Below are 19,536 nucleotides of genomic sequence, written 5' to 3'. Positions count from 1 at the left end.
TCGTGCCACAGGCGTGCCACTACGGGCCCGCAGGGTCCTTCTCGGAGGGCCCGGAGGTCACTCCCCCACCGCCCCGGATCATTGCACCGAGCCGGTCTGCCAGGGCGCGGTCCCGGTCGCTGGTCATGTGCTGATAGATCAGCGCGGCACGGGAGCTGCTGTGGCCCATGCGGGTCATCAGCTCGCGGGTGCTGGCGCCGGCCGTGGAGGCCAGCGTGTTGCCCGTGTGCCGCAGATCATGGAAGTGCAGCTCGGCCGATACGCCCGCAGCCTTCCGAGCCTTCACCCAGTCGTCCCGGAAGTTGCTCCGCCGCAGTTGCCCTCCCTGGGGGCCGACGAAGACGTGTCCGTCGCGGCCCGGGGCAGCGAAGTCCTCCAGGTGGTGCGTCACGTCGCCGAGCAGTTCGGCCGGGAAGGAAACGGTGCGAAGCCCGGCCGCGGACTTCGGCGCCTTGTCGAAGAGCCGGCCGTCCTGCAGCTCGGCCTGAGCGCGGCGCACAGTGACAGTCAGCGCCTCCAGGTCGATGTCCCGGCGCCGCAAGGCCGCCAGCTCCCCGAACCGTAGCGTGGTGAAGGCCGCGAGTAGGACGAGCAGCCGATAGCGCGGCGCGATGGAGTCGGCCACGGCGAAGACCTCCGCCACCGTGAGGACTGGCCGTTCGGGCACGTCGTAACGGTCCGCGCCCTTGATGCGGCACGGGTTGCGCCGGATCAGCTCGTCATCCACGGCCGTGTTCATCAGGGCACGCAGCAGTTGGTATGCCTTGACGACGGACGGCTCGCCGACGCCGGCCGCCAGGAGCCTGCCGCGCCAACTCCTCACGCGAGGAGTCGTCACGTCGGCCACCGTTCCGGCCCCGAAAGTGGGCAGGATGTGCAGCCGCATCACCGACTCGTTCCGCTCGCGAGTGCGATCGGCCAGCTTGCGGTCCCGCAGCCATGCGGTGGCGTAGTCGGCGAAGTTCACCGCCCCGGCGTCCGGGTCCGCCCACTGCCCGCGCGCGATGTCCGACTCGATGTGCGTCAGGGCGACCTGAGCGTCGGTCTTGGTGGCATACGTCTTCTCAGCGGGACGCAGTTGCCCCGTCTCTGGGTCTCGGTACCGGACCTGCCAACGGCCGGACGGAAGCTGTCGGACCGAACCGAAGTCCCGACGCCTCCCTTTCTTGTTGGCCATCAGGCAGCCCTCCGCAGGGAGCTGCGCCGATGACCGATCGCCTGCACCGTGTTGGCGTCGATGAAGGCATTCAGCGCGCTCTCCGGAATGCGGACGTGACGGCCAACCTTGACGAACACGATGCGTCGCTCGGCAATCAGGCGACGCGGGAAGCGTTCCGTAGTGCCAAGGAGTTCGGCCACCTGCGCCACGGTCAGGTAGCGGTCAGCCATGAGTGGGTTCTCCTTCCGTTCCGGGAGCGGGTTCTAGGGATGCGGCAAGCCAGGCTTCGGCGTCAGACAGGCCGGTGCCGGCGAAGACCCAGTGGGCGAGGACGTACGTCGTCTCGGTCTCCGGGCCGTTGGCTGCTGCGGCTTGTGCTCGGCGCCATTCGGCGCGGGCGTTGCGGAGAGCACCGAGGGTCGTGGAGTAGCGGCGGGACTTGGTGGAGAAGTGGCCGCGGAAACCGAGCATGTGGGCCCAGGCCCGCAGGCGGAGGTGTTCCAGGTCCTTCCGCGCGCCGAGCGTCCAGGCGGTTCGGATGAGGCGGCGGGCGTGGTCGCTGATGTCGAGCTGGGCGAGTTCGGCGGCGAACTTCAGCGGGCGGTCGAGGGCACCCGTCGCGGTCTCGGCTCCCTTGGTGGCGTACTTGGCGATGTACGCCGCTACGGCCCGCTCGGTCAGCTCCTGACCGTCATTGAAGTCGGCGGAGCGGATGGTGCGTACGTCGCACTGGCGGCCGAAGGCGAAGGTGTGGGCGCGGCCGTCGATGACCGGGCCGTCGACGCGGACCTTGCCAGCGGCGGCCCGAATGGCGTCGGTGAGGAGTTCGGCCATTGCCCAGGCCGGGGGCGGGGTGTCTCCGCCGCCGGGGCCGTCGAGGCGGATGACCGCGTGGAAGTGGACGGCTCCGCGCTTCTGGTACTCGGCGACCTTGGCGAAGGACACGCGCGCGTGCTCGCGGAACCGGCGCTGGGACAGACCCGCCCGCTTGGCGACCTCTCGGCGCAGGTAGACGGAGAAGCGCCGCCAGAGCTGCCCGGCGTGGGCGTTCCAGAGGACGGCCGCTTCGTAGTCGTAGGTTTCCGGGTCGAGCGAGGTACCAAGGGCGTCGTCGTCCTGGTCGTGGTGGGTGCCGCAGCGGCAGGGGCGGCCGTCGGTGCGGCGGTTGTGGACCGGGCCGAAGCCGGGGGCGGTAAAGGTGGCGAAGACGCGGGGGTGGGCGGCGACGTGTTCCGGGATGCCCTTGCCGCCGCGCAGTCCGGCGGTGATGAGGTGGAAGGTGTCGCGGCGGTAGACCTCGGCGCAGGCCGGGCAGCGGGTGGTGCGCCGGTTGTTGCAGCGGACGAGGAGTTGGCCAGCCGGGAGGGCGGTCGAGTCGAGGTGGTGGAGGACGCGGCCGATCTCGCCGGTGGTGGTGTCGATGTCGTACTCGGTGCGGTGGCCGTCGAGGCGGATCGGGTTGGTGCAGCCGCCGAGCCCGGAGAGCTGCCGGAGGATACCGGGCAGGGTGCCGTCTTCGGCCAGCCTTGCGAGTTCCGGGAGCGGGGGCGGGGTGGTGCGGGTGAAGATGGCGGTCTCCTTCTGACTGGATCGGTCAGGGGTGATGGCCCGGGGCGGCCGGATGCTTGGCCGTGTCGTGGCCGCCCCGGGTGCGGTTCGGCTGGTCAGCGCCGGTACTGATCGCGGAGCAGGGAGCGCACGACGACAGCGGCGACGGCCACGGATATGGCCGTGACAGCGACGGCGGCCAGGAGCGCGGTGAGGACCACCCCGGCGACGAGCACCGTCGCGACCGTCTTCTGATCCACCGGGAACGAGGGGAGGCCGTGTCGGGCGGGAGCCGGGGCGGTGGGTGCGTGGGTGTGGGCGGACGGCGGGGTGGGGCTGTCCGGGTACTTGGGCAGGAACACAGCGGGCACCTCCTTATCTACTCGTCTAGGCATGTGAGCCGTTTACGACGCTCACGCCGGAGCGGGTGCCGGACTCGATGGCGGGAGCCAGGAAGGTGTGCGAGAGCCAGAAGCCGAACAGGGCGATCAGGACGACGATCCAGGTACGGACGCCGAGGAACTTGATCGATCCCCAGGCGAAGAAGCCGAGGACGACGACGAGCGGCAGGCCGACGGTCACGGTGGTCCGGGTCCTTTCAGCGGACGGGGCAGCGGTGGGTGCGGGCGGCCAGTTCGGCGGCGGCGCGGCTGTCGTAGTCGGCGGAGAAGCCGCAGCGCGGGGCGGTGCAGGCCGCGGTGTGCTTCTCACGGCCCCGGCTGTCGTAAGCGGTGCCGACCTGAACGGGGCCGATGCGGGTGACGTTGCGGAAGCTGCGGTTGGCGGACACGGAGTCTCCTCTCAGAGGTGGACGGCGATGGCTTCGGCCATCGGGGCCGGGACGCCGAGGCGGGCGCGCAGAGTGGGGGTGTCGATCGGGACGCCGGTACGGGCGTGGTGCTCGGCGGCGACCTTCCGGGCGTGGTCGACCAGGGCGGACGGGACGGGTACGGGCGAGGGTTGCGGTGGTGTCTCGATGGCTGGTTGGGCAGGTGGCTCGGGCGCGGTTTCGGGCTCGTCCTCCTGATCCTCGATGACCTCGGCTTCGGAGTCCGTCTTGGGCGCGGTGTGAGCGAGGAGGGTCCCGCCGAGGAAGGCGATTGCGGGCCAGCCCGCGACGAGGATCCGCAGCCAGGCCGGGACGTTGCCGAGGTCGAGGAGGCCGGCGGTGGCGACGTTGGCACCGAGGGAGGCGGCGAGCGCGATGACGAACCAGCACCAGGCCGCCGCTTTGCCGTGACCGGAGCGCAGTCGACGCCAGCCGGCGACCAGTAGCAGGTCGACGGAGACGGGGTAGGCCCACGCCTTCCATCCGTCCTGTCCGGCGGCCACGGCGACGTCGTGGAGGTGGGCGAAGGACAGCGCGGCGGCGATGAACGCCTGGACGAGCACCGCGTCGACGCGGGCCAGGTGGGCACGCATGATGCGGCTCCTTCCGGAGTCGGGCAGGGGAAGGTCAGTCGGTGACCGGGTGCGGCAGGACGACCGGCGGCGTGCTCTCGACCGGATGCTCGGGCACGTCGGGCCGGAAGGGCTTCAGGGCGGGGAGGTCGGGCACCAGGTGGGCCGACTCGCGGCAGGTCTCGGCAGCGTCGCCGAGGGAGAGGTACGGCGTGCGGATGCGGGACCAGCCGCCGGAGGTGTCGCCCGCCACGGCCAGACCGGGCCGTTCCGGGGCGATGGAGCAGGCGGCGGAGACCGCTCCGGGGGCGATGTCGCCCAGGGCCATCTTGGCGGAGGCTTCGTCGTTGACGCGGTGGCAAACGCGGCCGGTGAGCTGGGCGCGGAGCATGGTGGCGCCCTTGCCGAGTTCGGCGCCGAATCGCTGTCCGCACACTTCCAGGTAGATGCCGGCGGCACGGCCGAGCTGGGCGAGGCGGATGAGTTGGGTGACCATCTCGTCGCGCCGTTCCTCGTCCTTCTTTGTGGCGACCATGAAGAGTTCGGCCACCTCGTCCACGAACAGCACTACCGGCACTGGGCGTTCGTGCTCGGGCAGGCCCCAGATGTCGGAGGTGATTTCCTCGTCCGGGGTGCCGGGGGCGATGCCCTGTCGGGCCTTGATCAGGTCGTAGCGGTCCTCCATTTCCTTGACCAGCACCGGCAGCAGTTCAGCCGCCTGTTCCGGGTCGGTCGCGAGTGCGGAGAGCCGGGGCGCGAAGGGAGCCAGCTCGACACCCCGCTTGCAGTCGATGCCGACGAGGGCGACCGGCTGAGGAGCCAAACCGGCGACGAGGTGCCGCAGGTACATGGACTTGCCCGACAGCGTGGCACCGAGGGTGAGTTGGTGGGGGATGGTGCGGTAGTCGCGGACGAACGGCGTAGCGTCCTCTCGCAGTGCGACCGGCACCTTCAGGAAGCCGCCCGCGATCTTGCGCGGCATACGCACCCGCCGTAAGACGTCGTAACCCACGAGCCGCAGCTCGACGACCCCCGGCTTGACGGTGGTGACGTACACAGCGTGAACGCCCCAGGCGTGCCGCAGCCGTTCGGCCGAGGCGGCGACGTCGGCGGGTTCCTGGCCCGGCGCCAGGCGGAGGCGTATCCGCAGCCCGGTCGTGGTGGGCCGGATGAGGCCCCGACGCGGCGGCACGGGCCGTACCTCGCGCTGCGTCATGGCCTTCACGGCGAGCACCCGCAGCCGGGAGGGCGCCACAGTCAGGCCGCACGCCTCCATGACCGAGCCGTACGAGCTGAGCAGCCGGACCGTGGACACCGGCAGACCGACCGTGGACCAGTACGCCGCCGGGTGCTTGGCCCGGGCGTAGGCGGCCCCGCCACCGAGTGCGGCGACAGGACCACCCACTTCCAGAAGCGTCGTCAGGTCGGACATCAGGCAGCGGCCCCGGTCGCGGCCGGGAAGGCGGCCGGAGTGACAGCAGCAGCGCGGTAGGCGATGCCGTGGCGCTGCTGGCCGTTGAAGACCGACTCCCACGGCCGGGCAACGAGGCCCGGCAGCGAGACCGGCGCCCCGAGGGTCAGCCCCTCGGAGATGCCGCCCTCCGGAACGGTGACCTTGATTAGCGAGGACTCGCCGTCCTCGATGTAGACGACGCCGATGGTCATCAGCGCCTCACCACTGTTGGCGTCCTTGGCGATCTCGCCGGTCTGCCGGTCGCGGACCTTCGGCTCAGGGGCCTCGGTGAGGAGGATCGTCGCTCCGGAGGTCTCCACGCGGATGGTGCGCAAGGCACGCTCCTATCTACTCGTCTATACAAGATGGGTCCTGCGAGCCCCTTGATCGGGATCGCACACCCACCTTGCCACACAACTTGCCCACTCGTCTATACGAGTAAGCGTGTTGGGGTGTACGAGTTCGGAGAAGCGTCCTGCGGCCCATGTCAGACCCACCCGCCAGAATCCACCCATGCTGATAGCGACCAACGGCCGGGGATCCGAGCTGAAGCGCCCCACGAAGCCGGCAGTAGGAACCATGCTCGCCAACCTGAGACGTGGCAACGAGTACTTGATCCTTGAGCGGCGGGACGAGGAACGGGAGGGCGACTGGTACATCCAGGTCTGGTTCCGCGACAACAACACCTACCAGTTGGAATACCGCGACGGTGGCCCTGCGGAGCACTATCAGACCCGAACGGTGTCGCAGGAGAAGGTCTTGCAGGCTCTGCTCGGGTGGATGCTCGACAAGCCCGACTGGCGGGAGGGCTTCATGTGGACCAACATCGGCGACATGTTCGCGTCGGCCGCCGACGGCGAGGACGAGCCGACCGCTTAGAGCTGTGCCGCCGCCCACCTGATCACGTGGCCGGAAGCTGGTACGACAGAACGTACGCGTCCGCCGCCATCACCGTGTCGCAGACCTCGACGGCCCGACCCTCGGTATCGAAGGCCGTCCGGATGAGGTGGATGACCGGTACTCCGGCGGCCAGTCGGAGCGTCTTGACCTCTGAGGGCGAGGGCATCCGGGCGCGGATCTCTTCCTCGAAGTGGTCGAGGCGGTGGCCCAGCTCTTCCAGGCGGGCGTAGATGCCGCCGGGCCCGGGGTTGGGTTCCGCGATCGGGGTCCCGCGGGCGATGTCGAGCGGGAGGTAGGAGGTGGCGAACTCCACCGGCCGCCCGTCGAGCAGGTACCGGCGCCGACGAGCCAGCACGCGCCGCACCGAGCCCAGCCGGGCGGAGACGTCCTGGCTGGCCTTCTCCTCCTTGACCTCCAGGCTGTCCACCTGGGGGTGACTGCCGGCCGCGTCGGCCTCCACGATGAACGCGGACTTGCCCTGTTCCCTGTGCCTGCGGGCGAAGCGGTCGGAGGCGAGCCGCCGCACGGGCGGTCGTGGTCGTACGAAGACGCCCCTGCCGTGCTCGGCGTGCACCAGGCCCTCACCCTGGAGGATGGAGAAGGCGTTGCGGACCGTCATCCGGGACACCCCGAAGTGGTCGACAAGGTCGGCTTCGGAGGGCAGCTTCTCGCCCTCGCGGAATCGCCCACGGTCGATGGCCTCGCGCAGCTGGTCGGCGATCTGCCGGAAGACCGCACGATCGCTCGTGGGGTCGAGATCACCGAGGAGGCCCGAAGAAAGAGGGCTCACGTGAGTACTCCTTTAGGTATCTAGACGAGTGGGCGAGCGTTGTTGCTACGGTGGAGAGCCTAGCCAGCCGAGAGGGCCGAGGAACGTGAGCACTGAACGCCCGCACTCCGTGAGCGTCGCCGGAGTCGTCGTGGACGACCAAGGCCGGGCCCTCCTGATCCAGCGCCGGGACAACGGCCACTGGGAGCCGCCGGGCGGCGTCCTCGAACGCGAGGAGGCCATCCCGGAAGCCCTCCAGCGCGAAGTCCTCGAAGAGACCGGAATCAAGATCGCCCTTCCGGCGACCCTGACCGGCGTCTACAAGAACATGAAGGGCCTGATCGTCTCGCTGGTCTTCCGCTGTGAAGCCGCCGACGGTGTGCCCACCACCGGTGACGAGACCCGCGCACTGCGCTGGGCCACCCGCGAAGAGGTCACCGAGCTTGCCGACGAGGCGTACGCGATCCGAGTCCTGGACGCACTCGACGCGACGACCCCGCCGGCCATCCGCGCCCACGACGGCGTGAAACTCGTCTAGCCCGAACCCGCTGCACATGGCGGCCTACCAGCACGAAGGAACTTGTATGCACGAGTATACGAGTACAGCTCGGGTCTGGGGACTGAGTTGCCCAGGATTCCCCGAAGAAGTGAGCCGGGCCCGCCGGTGGACCCGCGACATCCTGCGCGGCTCTCCCTTAGCCGAAGACGCCGAACTGATCGTGAGCGAGCTGAGCGCGAACGCGATTCTTCACACGGCCAGCGGTCGGGAGTACGGCAGCTTCCACCTGGCGGTCGCCGTCTCGGCTCAGGTGGTTGCGGTGTCCGTCACGGACGACGGCGGCACGGCAACGGCCCCGAAGGTCGAGCACCAGGACCAGGACGCCGAGCACGGCCGAGGACTGGGCATGGTCAGCGCCATCGCCCACCGAGTCGTCGTCCACGACAGCGACCAGGGCCACACGGTCACCGCAGAGCTCTACGCAGACGCACTGCGGGGAGGTCATCCGTGCTGAGTCAGAAAACCCGCCGCGGCTTCTGGTGCGAGTGCTGGACAGAAGACCTCACCGAGCACCGGGGGCCGGCACTCCTGGCATCCTTCGACGCCTACTCGGCACCACAGGCCGACCGATGGGTGGCGGTCGCACTCCGCACGATCTCACCAGCCTTGGACCCAGACGCTTCGGACGAGGCATGGGCGTGGCTGCACGACGGCCGCGCCGAGACCAGACGAGCCCTACTGCGGGCGGAGCCCTGCACGGTGTCAGTCACACACGCCGGCACCCGCGTCACTTGGACCATCCAGCCCGTGACCTACCTACCGCTAGCTCACCGGACAGAGCTCCCGCCCTGCGCCTACGAGTTCAGCCCCAGAACCACGGTGTCCCCTCTCAACTGACACCGAAGGCCCGGCCTCGCACCTGAAGCCGGGCCTCAGGCATGCTCAGGTACATGCGCGCCTACAGGAGCGGACCTGGGCCTAAAGGTCACCGACGCCACCGGCAATGGCGTTGAGGTGGACGTAGCAACGAGCCTGCTGAACGGCACCGTCCGCCTGTCCGTGCTGTGGACCCAGGAGATCTACCTCCACCCCGACGACGCCGAACGGGTAGCCCAGTCACTGCTACGAGCTGCCGAACACGGCCGGCACATCGCGGAAGCCAGCAAGCCAGAGCCTGATCAAACCACCAGCCCCAGCGACTGAGTTACAACTTTCTCTACTGGTTCAAGTCGGCTCGCTCCGCTCGCCGCGCGCGGCCCGGCCCCCGGCCGGGCCTGCGCTCCTGTCTCCGCCCCGCTCCAGCCCGGCCGGCGCCCGGGCCGCGCACAGGAGGATCAGCAGACTGCCCCCGGACTGGGCAGGATCACCACCTGGACCGGCTCCGCCGGGTTGTCCCACAGTCCCTCGGATCTGGTGGTGCACCACGTCAACTGCTGATACACCTGTAGACACGAGAACCATCCAGGGGGGCGCATGAGTGAGCTTGAGATCCTTCAGATGGCGACACCTGCCGCGCAAGCACTCCTGTCGTGCATGGTTTCCGATGCATGGCAAGCTACGAAGGGGAGATTCGCAAGACTCCTCGGCCGCGACGGCGAAGGGGACGTCCAGATCATTGAAGGAGATTTGGAAGAATCCCGCAGGGAAGTCCTCGAAGGAGCCCCTGACACTTCTCGGGTAACGGCAGAAGTATGGAAAGCCCGATTCCGGCAGGCCCTTCTAGTCAACCCAGAGATGGCCGACGATCTGCGTACCCTTTTGACCGAGCTAGGCGAGGGTCCAGACACAGGCAGCGGAAGAGTAAACCAGAACGCAGTAGCCAAGGATAATGCCGTGGTCTTCCAGCAATCTTCTGGTGTCCAAAATTACTACGGCTCGGCGAGTAGCAATGAGTGAAGGTCGTTTCCCTGCAGGCACCGCTCGGCCGAGCGGTAAAGTCGCGCATGCACATGATCACGCAACCACCTTCCAGCAAGAGCACGGAGTACAGATCTACCTCGGCGCGAATCAGGAGGACAGCCTAGGCGCCGCGATTACTAGCGCCCGCTTAGCTAACCTGTATTTCTGGCCGCTTGTTAGCGAAAATAGCGACCCTGTTAAATGGGGTGTCCATCCCGCGCCGAACCGGAAAGACAGTAGGTATGTCGAGTACGTTGGGCGCGATGTCGATGAGGACTTCCTCCAAGCGATCAGGCCCGGTTGCTTTCTGCTATTGGTAGGCGATTCTACCGCAGGGAAATCGAGAACTGCTTTCGAAGCGGCACAGCGCCTACTCGGTGATTACCGAGTCTTCATGCCGTTTGATGGAAGTGAAACCGGCATCGCATCTGAATTACTGAGACACAGTACCCAGCTACTCCTTTGGCTCGATGATCTAGACGTCTTTTTGGCGCCACCAGCTGTCTCCGTTCGGACAATCGATGAAATCACAGAGAATAACGGGATAGTCCTAGCCACGATTAGGGCCGAACGCTACAACGAGCTGTCAAGACGCGAAGATCGCTCTGCATTTAATGCCGAACGTTTACTTGTTCGGAATGCGCGCCAGATCATGAGTCGAGCCAGTAAATTCTTTCTTGCGCGCCGATGGTCTGCAGAAGAAATCAGTCGAGCTCAAACCAGCTCCGACCCCAGAATGACAGATGCACTAAGCCACGCTGATGAATACGGGGTGGCGGAGTACCTCGCAGCTGGACCGCAACTCTACGAAGAGTGGAGAAATGCTTGGGCTCCAGGTGAACACCCGCGCGCTGCCGCCTTGGTGGCTTCAGCAATCGACTTCAAGCGGGCAGGTATAAACAAACCTCTAGGAGTCGGCGAACTTCTCAAAGTACACGAATATTACCTGCAACAGAACGGCGGGATGCGACTCCGCCCGGAATCCTTTGAGCAGGCAATTTCCTGGGCTACGGATCCTCTGCACGCCACTACCAGCCTCCTCGTTCCGTACGAGGCAGGTACCTATAAGGCGTTCGACTATCTTGTTGACAAGGTGGCGAACTCAGAGACTCTTCAAGAGATCCCCGATATCGTCTGGGACGAGGTTCTCTCCGGAAAGTGGGATTTCGACTTTCACACAGTCGGCGAGTACGCTGCAAAAACTGGCAGAACAGATCTTGCAGAGAGTGCATATCGAATCGCAGAAGATTCTGATTCGGGAGGCAAGGGGGCTTTTCGTCTCGGATATGTATTTGCCGAAGCTGGAGACTACGACCAAGCTGAAGCATGGTACGAGAGATCTGCTAATAGTGGGAACATTCGCGCTCTTGTAAACCTCGGCTACGTTTACATGCGAAAGAATGATAGTGCGCAGGCTGAGAGGTACTTGGAGGCCGCGGTCCAAAAGGGCGATGAAAAGGCCGCCTTGGGCCTCGCTATTGTTCTCCTGCATCAGAATCGCATCGACGAGGCAGATGCTTGGTGTCTGGTCGCTGAAGAAAAAGGGATAAAATCAGCAAAGGTGCTGCGCGCCGACATCTATATGGCCAAGGGGGAACTCGATCAGGCCGAGAAAATATACCGAGAAAACGTGACGGTACTACCCGGCAAGGCAGCAGCCGGCCTGGGTTCTATACACCTTCACAAAAGAGAATATGCGCAGGCGATTCCGCAATTTCAAATAGCCGCTCGCGAAAATGATCACAACGCGTTGCTTAGCATGGCTTACTGCTATTCTGAGCTGCGGGATCACGACAAGGCTCAGGAGTCGGCACGGAAGTACATAGAAGAGCATCCTGATCACGCAGTCGGTTATTTTAACCTTGCGCTTTACCTCTCCCGCGCCAATGCCGTAACCGAGGCGGAAGACTCCTACAGGAAAGCAATCGAGCTCGGAGATAATCGATCTATCACTAACCTAGCGAATCTACTCTCCAACGCTGGGCGGTACGATGAGGCAGAAGAGCTTTACCTCTCTGCAATTGAGAAACAAGACGGTAAGGCACGGAGTGGCCTCGCCCATTTGTACAGAATGACGGGACGCTTCTCTGAAGCAATTCGAATGCTTCGGGAGCTGGTCCGCGAAGGGCATCGGCCAGCCTACAAGGAAATGGGTCGCGTGCAGGAAGATCTAGGGCGTACGAACCTGGCGATTCTGTGGCTCCAAAAAGCCGTCGATCTGGGCGACAAGAGCGCTGGGATTAGACTCGGATACATTTACGAACGAAGGGGTAAGCCGAAGAAGGCCACTCCTTACTACCGGATAGCAGCAGAAGATGGTGACGGTCACGCATATCTCCACCTTGGCATGATTTTCGAGCACCGCGGCAACATTGAGAAGGCTAAGGACTTGTACCAGACAGCCTTCACTCACGACGAGTTTGAGGCTGCAGCAAGGCTTGGGCGCCTGTACTGGCTAGAAGGAAATTTAAGTCAGAGCGAGGAATGGTGCAGAAAGGGAGCCGAAAAGGGGGACGAGAATGCCAAAGAGTACCTTGCATTTCTTCTAAAGTATATTTCAGAAAATAGTGGGGAATCGCAGTGAAGGCCAGTGGGCTTCTTCGGGGGATGTAGTCCGACCGTTTAAGGCGCATCGCGGCTGGCGCTTCAGCCACGGACCGGCCGTCGTCTGGCGCCGGTCGACGCCACAAGCCAATAGCCTGGCTGAGGCCGGTGGGAGTGCAGCGAGGCATACGCGCGCGTGGTCGGTCGGCGCACCCGCCGTCGTGGCTGGCTGTCGTCGGCTGAGGTTCGTGCCACAACCGTGCCAGATGCAGGGGTCAGCCACGGTCAACACCGGTGCCCCAAGGTCGAGTAGCCGCTCACTTCCTCGGCCGGCGAAGTCGCAGCTCAGCCCGCAGATCACTCAGCCTCTCTCCTAAAGCGGGTGTCGCAGGTTCGAATCCTGCCGGGGGCACAAGGTCAGAGGGGCCCCACCTACAAACGTTTGTAGGTGGGGCCCCTCTGACATCTACAGCTGACATCAACGTGCGCAGTCACTGACGGCCGGGTCGTCTCCTGAGCAGGCGGTCCATGTGGCTCATGGCTTCGCGCTGGGTGTCCTGGACGACGTGGGTGTAGACGTCCAGGGTGATGCTGATCTGGGAGTGGCCGAGGATCTCCATCACGACGCGGGGCGCGACTCCGGCCGCCGTGAGGAGGGTGGCGGTGCCGTGCCGGGCATCGTGCAGGCGGATGACGCGGAGGCCGGCGGACTGGGCGACGCGGGTGAAGGAGCGGTACAGGTTGCGCGGCTCGACCGGGCGGCCGGTCCGGGTGGTGAAGACGTACGCGGAGTCCTGCCACTTCTCCCCCGCCTTCGCGCGGGCAGCTGCCTGCCGCATGCGCTGCCAGCGCAGGGGCGCGATGCAGAGGGCGGGCAGCGGGACGGCACGGCGACGGCGGCTCTTGGGGTCATCGTCGTACACGATGCCACGGCGACGCTGGACCTGGTGACGGACGTAGAGGACCCGGTTGTCGAGGTCGACGCGCGGGGCGGCTCGACCAGCTTGGCGACGTTGCGCGTGATCAGTTCTTCCCTGCATGTGGACGATTCGGCCGGTCCCCTTCCTGCCGCTCGCCCACCGCCAAGGGGTCGAACTGCCAGCCTGCGCACACGACTTCAAGCCCCACGCGGCCGACTGAGTTACAACTTTCTCTACTGGTTCAAGCCCCGGCTGCGCTCCGCTCCGCCGGGCGCGCTTCCCGGCTCCGCTCCGCGCGACGCTCCTGCCTTCGGCCGGCACCGGGATGGAGGGGGGCGCCGTCGCCGACCGCGGGTCCGTCGTGGCCGATGCTGGGGGCTCCCGTCCCGCACACCATCGACCCAGGCAGAGCCGAGCAGACGCGGCCCTGGCGTCCAGGTCGTTCGTACAGTGGCGCGCTCCCCCTGGACGCCAGGCGCAGCTACTGACGAACCGGCTTTGCGGCGCGGTCGGTCTCGTCCTGCACGAGCAGGGAAAGCAGGGAGGCCACGGACAGGCCGGCTTCTGCCGGGTGGCGCAACACCTTGTCCGGCTCGATGCGGTAGGTGTTCGTGCGCCCATCACGGGTGTGGGAGAGGTAACCGTCCTGTTCAAGGTCGGAAATGATCCGCTGGACGGCGCGCTCCGTGAGCCGGCAGCGGGCAGCGATGTCGCGGATCCGGACGTTCGGGTTGTCGGCGATGGCTGCCAGCACGCGCGCGTGGTTGGTGATGAACGTCCATCCGGTGTGAGGTTCTGGCACTCCAACCATGCCCTGCATTTTAGGGGAGACCGTTGCCTGAACCCAGATACATGACATACTTTTCAGGTATTCGCTGACCGCTCCCGCGATGAAGAGCCACGGAAGGAGCCTGAAGGTGTCCTGTGATGAAGCTGTCATGCCAAGGCCCATGAGCAACACCGGCGGGAAGCAGCGGTCGGACCAGGCCGGCGAACACGCCCCGGGGGCTGCGGTGATTCAGTACGAATGGCGCGGCGCCTGGGTCGTCGCCGCTCACGGCTCCTACGACATGCACTCGATCCAGCCTCTGGCGGACGCCCTGAACGCCGCCGCCAGGAAGCATCCCAAGGTGATCCTGGACGCCTCCGGTGTGGACTTCGCGGACTCCACGTTCCTCAAACTGTTGATCCTCACTCACCAAACGGGCACCCTGCGCGTGGCCGCGCCGCCGGAGCAGCTTCAGCGACTGTTCGCCATCACCGGAGCCGACACCGTCCTGGAGATCCGAGAGACCGTGTACGCCGCCGCTGCCTCCTGAGCCCCTCCACTGAAGAGCCTGGACGCTCGCTAACCCATGCAGCGCCATGGTGGAAAGTTGCGGATCACCGATGCAAGAGCGCTCTGACCTCGACCGCGAGAATCGCGACCTGCGGAAGCAGATCGAGCAGCTGACGCAGGCGATCGACTCCCACGCCGTCATCGACCAGGCGATCGGCGTCGTGATCGCCTACAGCGGCGTGCAACCCCCGCAAGGGTGGACAGTCCTCAAGGAAGTTTCACAGCACACCAACGTCAAGCTGCGAGAAGTAGCAGCGCACGTCGTGCAGTGGCCGCAGTGCAAGCGGCTTCCCCCGGAGATCCGCAGGGCTCTGGATGCTTCACTGGAACGCCAACGACTCTCTCGCCTTCCATCACCCCACCCGCCCGACGACGACTCATAGAGGCTTCAGCTCCGACCTGATAAGGATGAGGCCGGACCTCAAAGCCTGTGTGCCAGGACGGCTCAGAGCACCCAGCCGTTCCTGGGACGGGTTCAAGCCTGCGGCAGCGCGCTCAGCGCTTGAACGAGCCCTTGGTCTGTTCCGTCTGTTCCTTCCTGTCCCGCATCTTGCCTCGTGCTTCGAGAGCGGCGCCTTTCGCCGCGAGGGTTTGATGGTCTGCTTCGCGTGAGGATCGGGACGATGACAGTGGCAGCTCAGCGAGCGCCAGCCGCAGGCCACCCATGTGGATCCGCGACACTGGTAGCACCATGCCCAAGCCCGGAGAACTGAGCTGAGGTGTGCTGATCCCGCGCATCGGGAGCCGCAGTGAGGGGCGCCGCGACCCAAGGTCGAGTGCCCGCCCAAGTTGCTTCGGGACGAAGCGGTCGTCCTCCAAAGCTCGGCGTTACGCTCCCGCCGACCCAGCTCCCTCATGTGGAATTGCCAGCAGCGAGGCTGGGGTTGGACGGTGCTGACGCAGGCGATGCCCTCCGATACGGTCCGAGCCATGGTGAATGGCAACGGTGTGCCGGAGAAGGTGGCGTGGATCCTGGTTCGGGACGACCGGGTATTGGTGACGCGTAGTCACGGCAGAGATCGCTTCTACTTCCCGGGCGGTCATCGCGAGCTGGGCGAGTCCGACGCAGAGACCCTGGTGCGGGAGATCGACGAAGAACTGCAGGCGACGATCGACCCCGGTTCCATGGTGCACTTCGGCACTTTCGAGATCGGCGAGGGCCATCCGGATCACGCCCCCTTCAGGATGATCTGTTATACCGCCGATCACCGCGGTGAGCTGACCCCGTCGAAGGAGATCGCCGAGAAGGCGTGGTTCCGCTACGCCGATCGGGACCGGGTCTCGGCCGTCGACGCGATGGTCTTCGACGCACTGCACGCGGCCGCGCGGCTTTCCTGATCCCGTGACCGCTGAACAGCAGCGGAGTTGACCGCAGCTGACCGCCAGCACCCCTCGATGGCCGACTGACCAGCCCATCAGCGTCTCAATGACCTCCCAGCAGAGAGTTCGGGACGAAGAGGTCACGCCAGACGCGTGCCAGATCGTGCGGGGAACCACGGGGAACACCGGGGAACCAGCCGGCCTCGCTCCAGACACCGATTCCGCTCAGCAGCAGGTCAGCCGCGGACTAGGCCCCAGATCACCTCGGCTTCCCAAGCTGACGGCGTCGCTGTCTCGATGAGCTCCTCTGTCCGAGGGGTGATGAACGTGCTGGCAGCGGCCAACCGCCTGGGGAACAGGCACGCCGCTCTGCGGGGCGGCCGAGGCGCGGACCAGGCCATGTCTCTGCTGGGTGGTGGCGGCCGAGGAAGCGAGTACCAGCGACAGCAGCAGGCTTTGCAGCGAGCTCAGGAGCAGCGGGCGCGTCAGGCGGAGCGGGAACGCAAAGCAACTGAGGCAGCCAGCAAGCGGCAGGAGCGTGAGCGGAAGGCTGCGTATCAGGAGCAGCAGGCCGAGCAGGCGCAGGTGCTCACGATCGGGGTCGAGCACGAAGCTGCGCAACTGGGCCAGCTGCTACGCGATGCCTTGGTCGGTGATCCGCCGACGACATTCGAACGCCGGCGGAAGACTCACACCCCGAGAGTGTTGGATGAACGCCCTTGGTCGCGTCCGGAACCGTCCCCGCGCTGGGAGGAGTTTGCGCCTCCCGAACCCGGTGGATCGGCCGCTGTCTTGGGTCTCGGCAGGAAACGCTACGAAGCTGAAGTCGCCGAGGCCCGCGTGCGCTTCGGCCAGGACCGGTTCCTCCGAAGAAGCGTCCCACGCGCTGAGACTGGGCGGCTGCTTTCCGAGGCAGAGAGGCTGGGCCGTCTCTGGGCCGTCCGAGGTCGCTCGACATCGGCCAAGGACGACCAACGATGACCACCAGGCGCACGCGCCCACTGCTCCTGACCTGCAAAAGCCCCGCTCCCCAGGATCCCCGGCAAGACCCAGGGCATGAAGAAGTGACTTGCCGGTGCCGTATAGCAGCTTCGAGAGCTTCAAAACGACGAGTCCGGCCCGTGTCGGACAGCCAGCAGAGCCACGTCGTCGTCGTTGTCTGGTGGGCGTGCCCGTGCCAACAGCTCGTTGGTGAAGGATTCCAGGGGGCGGTGGGCCAAGGACGCGGCGTGGCGGCGCAGACGGTTGAGGCCCTCGTCCAGGCTGTGGTTCGGGGACTCGATCAGGCCGTCGGTGTAGAGCACCAGGGTTGCGCCGGGGGGCAGTTCCGCTGTCGCGTCGGGGCGGACCTGTTCGGGTGTGACGCCCAGCAGGATCCCGTGGCCGTCGGTCAGATAGCGGGCCATGCCGTCATGGGTGACCAGCAGCGGCGGGGGATGGCCCGCGTTGGTCCAGGACAGCTCGCACTGGCCGGCGTCGTTCTCACTCATGCGGGCGAAGACCAGCGTGGCCATGGAGACCTCCGCGATGTCCAGGGTCGCCCGGTCGAGCCATTCCACGATCTTGCTCGGTGGCTTCTCCTGGGACACCGCGTACGCGCGGAGCATGTTGCGCAGCTGGGCCATGCCGGCCGCGGCGTCCAGGTCGTGGCCGACGACGTCGCCGATGGCAAGGGCGGTGGCGCCGTCCGGCAGGGTGAACGCGTCGTACCAGTCGCCGCCGACCTCTGAGGCGTCCGGCGCGGGCAGGTAGCGTGCGGTCATGCTGCGGCCGGGCGTCCGCGGGAGCTTCGGCAGCAGATGGCGCTGCATGGTTTCGGCGACCTTGCGCTGGCGCTGGTAGAGGCGGGCGTTCTCCAGGCCGAGGCTGGCGCGTCGGGCGATGTCTTCCAGCAGGGTGACCTCTCTCGCGGTGAACCGCTCGGGCTGGTCGGCACGGCCGAGGGTGAGGGCGCCCAGTACGTCGTGCAGGCTGCGGAGGGGGACCACGATCGCCGAATGCATGCCGGTCGCCTCGAACAGGCGCCGCTGCTCCACCGCGATGCCGGAGTCGGGCGGTCCCTGGTAGGTCTCGGGGCCGGCGAAGGAGGACGTGACACCGCGCAGGGCCCGGGACAGGGGCATCCGGGACTCCTGGGGCACGGGCGGCATCGGCCCCTGGAGGTCCTCCCGGAACACCACGGTGCCGCCTTCGGCGTGGGCGACGGCAAAGCGCGACACTTCGTCCCGCTCGCTGATCAGGTCGATGACGGCCCAGTCGGCGATGCGAGGCACTACGAGGTTGATCAGGCGGCGCAGCGCCTCGTGGATGTCCAGGGTGGAGGTGAGCAGGGTCGTCGTCTCGGCGAGTAGAGCGAGCCGTTGCAGTTCGGAGAGCCGTCCGCCGGCCGGTGGCCGCTGGGCGGGACGCCCGGAGCGGCCGACGGAGTGAAAGAGGAAGAGCGTGGCCGACGGACGGATACCGATGTCACAGGGTGTGGCCAGCCATGCCACCGGCAACAACGTGCCGTCTCCGCGCTCGAACCACTCCTCCTCACCCTGCTCGGTGCGCCCGCCGAGGACGCTCTCCCGCATCCGGCACTGGGCCCTCGGCACGGGCTCCCCGCAGCTGGTGCGGTGCAGTAGGTCATGGGCGTCCTGGCCGACCAGATCCGAGGCGGGGCGGGCCAGGAGTTCCTCGCCACGCGCGTTGACAGCGACGATGAAGCCCTGCTCGTCCGTCAGGTAAGCACCTGTACCGAGGGCGTCGAGGGCCGTGGCAACCGCTTCCTGCGGACCATCCGGGCCCCTCATCACCGCCTCCCGTCACCGGAAAAATCGCCTGGGATCCCTGGGATCCGGGTTCCCCATGGATCACCGCTGACTCTCGCAAAGCGCACCACAGACCGCACCAGATCGAGCGGGGAACAGCGGGGAATCACGGGAAAGCAGCCGCGCCCAACGCCACCACCGTAATACCGTTCACCCTGGTCAGCGCGCGAGTCCACGGCAAATGATCGCAGTTTCCCAAGCTGATGGCGGTAAACCGGGGTCGACCTCGACGCAGACAGACATGGCGGCTTCGTGCGGTCTTGACCTTTTGACATCCATGGCTGACATCAACGACGCCGGACAGGGGCGCCCACCAGCACCCTTGTCCGGCCGTCTCACCAGTCGACCGCGGTAGCTGAAGCGAGCTTGGATCGAACTCCTGAAGCGGGTGTCGCAGGTTCGAATCCTGCCGGGGGCACAAGGGAAAAGGCCCCGGACCGATCATGGTCCGGGGCCTTTGACATCTGCAGACCTAGGCCGTTTCCTTCAGATCATCGGATCGTTGGTCTGGTGTGTCGTTGGCTGACGCCCAGTGGGCCTGTATCGAGCCGTTGCTGCCGGACCGGACGCCGAAGCGGGGCGGACGGTGGCGCGATCACCGGCAGGTGATCGACGCCATTGCGTTCAAGTACCGCACCGGGACGCCGTGGATGGACCTGCCCGAGCACTTCGGGTCGTGGAAGGGCGCCGACAACCGGCTGCGGAAGTGGGCGGCCGACGGCACCTGGGAGAAGGTCTTCACCGCCCTGCTCGCGCAGGCCGACGCCGAAGGCGACCTTGACTGGGTCGTCGCGGTCGACTCCACGATCGTGCGGGCTCATCAGCACGCCGCTGGGGCCCGTCAAAAGGGGCCCCGGCCGGCGAGCCGGCCGACCATGCCCTCGGACGCTCCCGCGGCGGACTGACCACCAAGGTCCACCTCGCCTCCGACAGTCGCTGCCGGCCGCTGGCGTTCGTCATCACGCCCGGCCAGGC

At 66.4% G+C, this 19,536-nt stretch carries 23 protein-coding genes and 3 pseudogenes; 12 read left to right on the top strand and 14 right to left on the bottom strand.

Annotated features, from left to right (window positions below):
* Window positions 1–19: 19 nt before the first annotated feature.
* From ABZ937_RS27810 to ABZ937_RS27770, 9 genes are all read right to left on the bottom strand, one after another.
* The gene (locus ABZ937_RS27810; protein WP_361696061.1) at window positions 20–1,177 is read right to left on the bottom strand and encodes a tyrosine-type recombinase/integrase; all 1,158 of its coding nucleotides are present in this window, start codon (window positions 1,175–1,177) and stop codon (window positions 20–22) included.
* Window positions 1,177–1,389 carry an excisionase family DNA-binding protein gene (locus tag ABZ937_RS27805; protein ID WP_208032738.1) on the bottom strand — a complete coding sequence of 71 codons (213 nt, stop codon included), beginning with the start codon at window positions 1,387–1,389 and terminating at the stop codon, window positions 1,177–1,179. Before ABZ937_RS27805 ends, ABZ937_RS27810 begins: the two co-directional genes overlap by 1 nt.
* Window positions 1,382–2,683 carry a replication initiator gene (locus ABZ937_RS27800; protein ID WP_361696155.1) on the bottom strand — a complete coding sequence of 434 codons (1,302 nt, stop codon included), beginning with the start codon at window positions 2,681–2,683 and terminating at the stop codon, window positions 1,382–1,384. Before ABZ937_RS27800 ends, ABZ937_RS27805 begins: the two co-directional genes overlap by 8 nt.
* Before the next feature lie 140 nt (window positions 2,684–2,823).
* Complete coding sequence (locus ABZ937_RS27795) at window positions 2,824–3,069, bottom strand: SpdD protein (protein WP_361696060.1); 246 nt, start codon at window positions 3,067–3,069, stop codon at window positions 2,824–2,826.
* A 25-nt stretch (window positions 3,070–3,094) separates the two neighbouring features.
* Entirely contained in the window at window positions 3,095–3,289 is a 195-nt protein-coding gene (locus tag ABZ937_RS27790; protein WP_361696059.1) for a hypothetical protein, read from the bottom strand.
* 16 nt (window positions 3,290–3,305) lie between these two features.
* The gene (locus ABZ937_RS27785) at window positions 3,306–3,497 is read right to left on the bottom strand and encodes a mobile element transfer protein (RefSeq protein ID WP_103809705.1); all 192 of its coding nucleotides are present in this window, start codon (window positions 3,495–3,497) and stop codon (window positions 3,306–3,308) included.
* Between the two features lie 11 nt (window positions 3,498–3,508).
* Window positions 3,509–4,129, bottom strand: coding sequence for a DUF2637 domain-containing protein (locus tag ABZ937_RS27780; protein ID WP_361696058.1), 621 nt, complete (start codon window positions 4,127–4,129; stop codon window positions 3,509–3,511).
* Between the two features lie 34 nt (window positions 4,130–4,163).
* Complete coding sequence (locus tag ABZ937_RS27775; protein WP_361696057.1) at window positions 4,164–5,540, bottom strand: FtsK/SpoIIIE domain-containing protein; 1,377 nt, start codon at window positions 5,538–5,540, stop codon at window positions 4,164–4,166.
* A complete protein-coding gene (locus ABZ937_RS27770) occupies window positions 5,540–5,896 on the bottom strand; it encodes a hypothetical protein (protein ID WP_030790247.1) in 357 nt (118 codons plus the stop codon). The genes ABZ937_RS27775 and ABZ937_RS27770 overlap by 1 nt, the downstream gene beginning before the upstream one ends.
* 178 nt (window positions 5,897–6,074) lie before the next feature.
* On the opposite strand from ABZ937_RS27770, the gene ABZ937_RS27765 reads away from it, so the two are divergent.
* Window positions 6,075–6,440 carry a hypothetical protein gene (locus ABZ937_RS27765; RefSeq protein WP_361696056.1) on the top strand — a complete coding sequence of 122 codons (366 nt, stop codon included), beginning with the start codon at window positions 6,075–6,077 and terminating at the stop codon, window positions 6,438–6,440.
* Window positions 6,441–6,462: 22 nt separating this feature from the next.
* Here the strand turns inward: ABZ937_RS27765 and ABZ937_RS27760 are convergent, their stop codons facing one another.
* Entirely contained in the window at window positions 6,463–7,251 is a 789-nt protein-coding gene (locus tag ABZ937_RS27760) for a GntR family transcriptional regulator (RefSeq protein WP_361696055.1), read from the bottom strand.
* A 109-nt stretch (window positions 7,252–7,360) separates the two neighbouring features.
* Between ABZ937_RS27760 and ABZ937_RS27755 the strand changes: the two genes are divergently transcribed.
* From ABZ937_RS27755 to ABZ937_RS27730, 6 genes are all read left to right on the top strand, one after another.
* Window positions 7,361–7,768, top strand: a complete 408-nt coding sequence (locus ABZ937_RS27755) for an NUDIX hydrolase (RefSeq protein ID WP_361696154.1) — start codon at window positions 7,361–7,363, stop codon at window positions 7,766–7,768.
* A 46-nt stretch (window positions 7,769–7,814) separates the two neighbouring features.
* The gene (locus tag ABZ937_RS27750; RefSeq protein ID WP_361696054.1) at window positions 7,815–8,243 is read left to right on the top strand and encodes an ATP-binding protein; all 429 of its coding nucleotides are present in this window, start codon (window positions 7,815–7,817) and stop codon (window positions 8,241–8,243) included.
* Window positions 8,237–8,626 (top strand): hypothetical protein, encoded by a 390-nt coding sequence (locus ABZ937_RS27745; RefSeq protein ID WP_361696053.1) that lies wholly within the window; start codon window positions 8,237–8,239, stop codon window positions 8,624–8,626. Before ABZ937_RS27750 ends, ABZ937_RS27745 begins: the two co-directional genes overlap by 7 nt.
* Window positions 8,627–8,743: 117 nt before the next feature.
* Entirely contained in the window at window positions 8,744–8,932 is a 189-nt protein-coding gene (locus ABZ937_RS27740; RefSeq protein WP_361696052.1) for a hypothetical protein, read from the top strand.
* Between the two features lie 270 nt (window positions 8,933–9,202).
* Window positions 9,203–9,625, top strand: a complete 423-nt coding sequence (locus tag ABZ937_RS27735; protein ID WP_361696051.1) for a hypothetical protein — start codon at window positions 9,203–9,205, stop codon at window positions 9,623–9,625.
* A gap of 397 nt (window positions 9,626–10,022) precedes the next feature.
* The gene (locus tag ABZ937_RS27730) at window positions 10,023–12,212 is read left to right on the top strand and encodes a tetratricopeptide repeat protein (RefSeq protein WP_361696050.1); all 2,190 of its coding nucleotides are present in this window, start codon (window positions 10,023–10,025) and stop codon (window positions 12,210–12,212) included.
* Window positions 12,213–12,663: 451 nt separating this feature from the next.
* On the opposite strand, the pseudogene ABZ937_RS27725 reads toward ABZ937_RS27730, so the two are convergent.
* Window positions 12,664–13,226 (bottom strand): annotated as a pseudogene (locus ABZ937_RS27725) (site-specific integrase); the annotation flags it as partial.
* A gap of 347 nt (window positions 13,227–13,573) precedes the next feature.
* The gene (locus ABZ937_RS27720; protein WP_351210935.1) at window positions 13,574–13,903 is read right to left on the bottom strand and encodes a helix-turn-helix domain-containing protein; all 330 of its coding nucleotides are present in this window, start codon (window positions 13,901–13,903) and stop codon (window positions 13,574–13,576) included.
* A 139-nt stretch (window positions 13,904–14,042) separates the two neighbouring features.
* On the opposite strand from ABZ937_RS27720, the gene ABZ937_RS27715 reads away from it, so the two are divergent.
* From ABZ937_RS27715 to ABZ937_RS27705, 3 genes are all read left to right on the top strand, one after another.
* Window positions 14,043–14,411 carry an STAS domain-containing protein gene (locus tag ABZ937_RS27715; RefSeq protein ID WP_361696049.1) on the top strand — a complete coding sequence of 123 codons (369 nt, stop codon included), beginning with the start codon at window positions 14,043–14,045 and terminating at the stop codon, window positions 14,409–14,411.
* Between the two features lie 70 nt (window positions 14,412–14,481).
* Window positions 14,482–14,814, top strand: coding sequence for an ANTAR domain-containing protein (locus tag ABZ937_RS27710; protein ID WP_361696048.1), 333 nt, complete (start codon window positions 14,482–14,484; stop codon window positions 14,812–14,814).
* 547 nt (window positions 14,815–15,361) lie between these two features.
* Window positions 15,362–15,769 (top strand): NUDIX domain-containing protein, encoded by a 408-nt coding sequence (locus ABZ937_RS27705; protein WP_361696047.1) that lies wholly within the window; start codon window positions 15,362–15,364, stop codon window positions 15,767–15,769.
* Window positions 15,770–15,976: 207 nt separating this feature from the next.
* On the opposite strand, the gene ABZ937_RS27700 is transcribed toward ABZ937_RS27705, so the two are convergent.
* Together ABZ937_RS27700 and ABZ937_RS27695 are read right to left on the bottom strand one after the other, a co-directional pair.
* Window positions 15,977–16,372: a hypothetical protein gene (locus ABZ937_RS27700; RefSeq protein ID WP_361696046.1), complete on the bottom strand. Its 396-nt coding sequence runs from the start codon at window positions 16,370–16,372 to the stop codon at window positions 15,977–15,979.
* A 479-nt stretch (window positions 16,373–16,851) separates the two neighbouring features.
* Complete coding sequence (locus ABZ937_RS27695; protein ID WP_361696045.1) at window positions 16,852–18,543, bottom strand: SpoIIE family protein phosphatase; 1,692 nt, start codon at window positions 18,541–18,543, stop codon at window positions 16,852–16,854.
* Between the two features lie 530 nt (window positions 18,544–19,073).
* On the opposite strand from ABZ937_RS27695, the pseudogene ABZ937_RS27690 reads away from it, so the two are divergent.
* A pseudogene (locus tag ABZ937_RS27690) lies at window positions 19,074–19,361 on the top strand (transposase); the annotation flags it as partial.
* A pseudogene (locus tag ABZ937_RS27685) lies at window positions 19,335–19,536 on the top strand (transposase); the annotation flags it as partial. The pseudogenes ABZ937_RS27690 and ABZ937_RS27685, both read left to right, overlap by 27 nt.

Origin of the sequence: Streptomyces sp. NPDC046727 (genome assembly GCF_040645635.1) — a bacterium.
In the GTDB taxonomy this organism is placed as follows: Bacteria; Actinomycetota; Actinomycetes; order Streptomycetales; family Streptomycetaceae; genus Streptomyces.
Note: the sequence above shows the minus strand (reverse complement) of the source record. Positions and strands in the feature narration are given on the sequence as shown.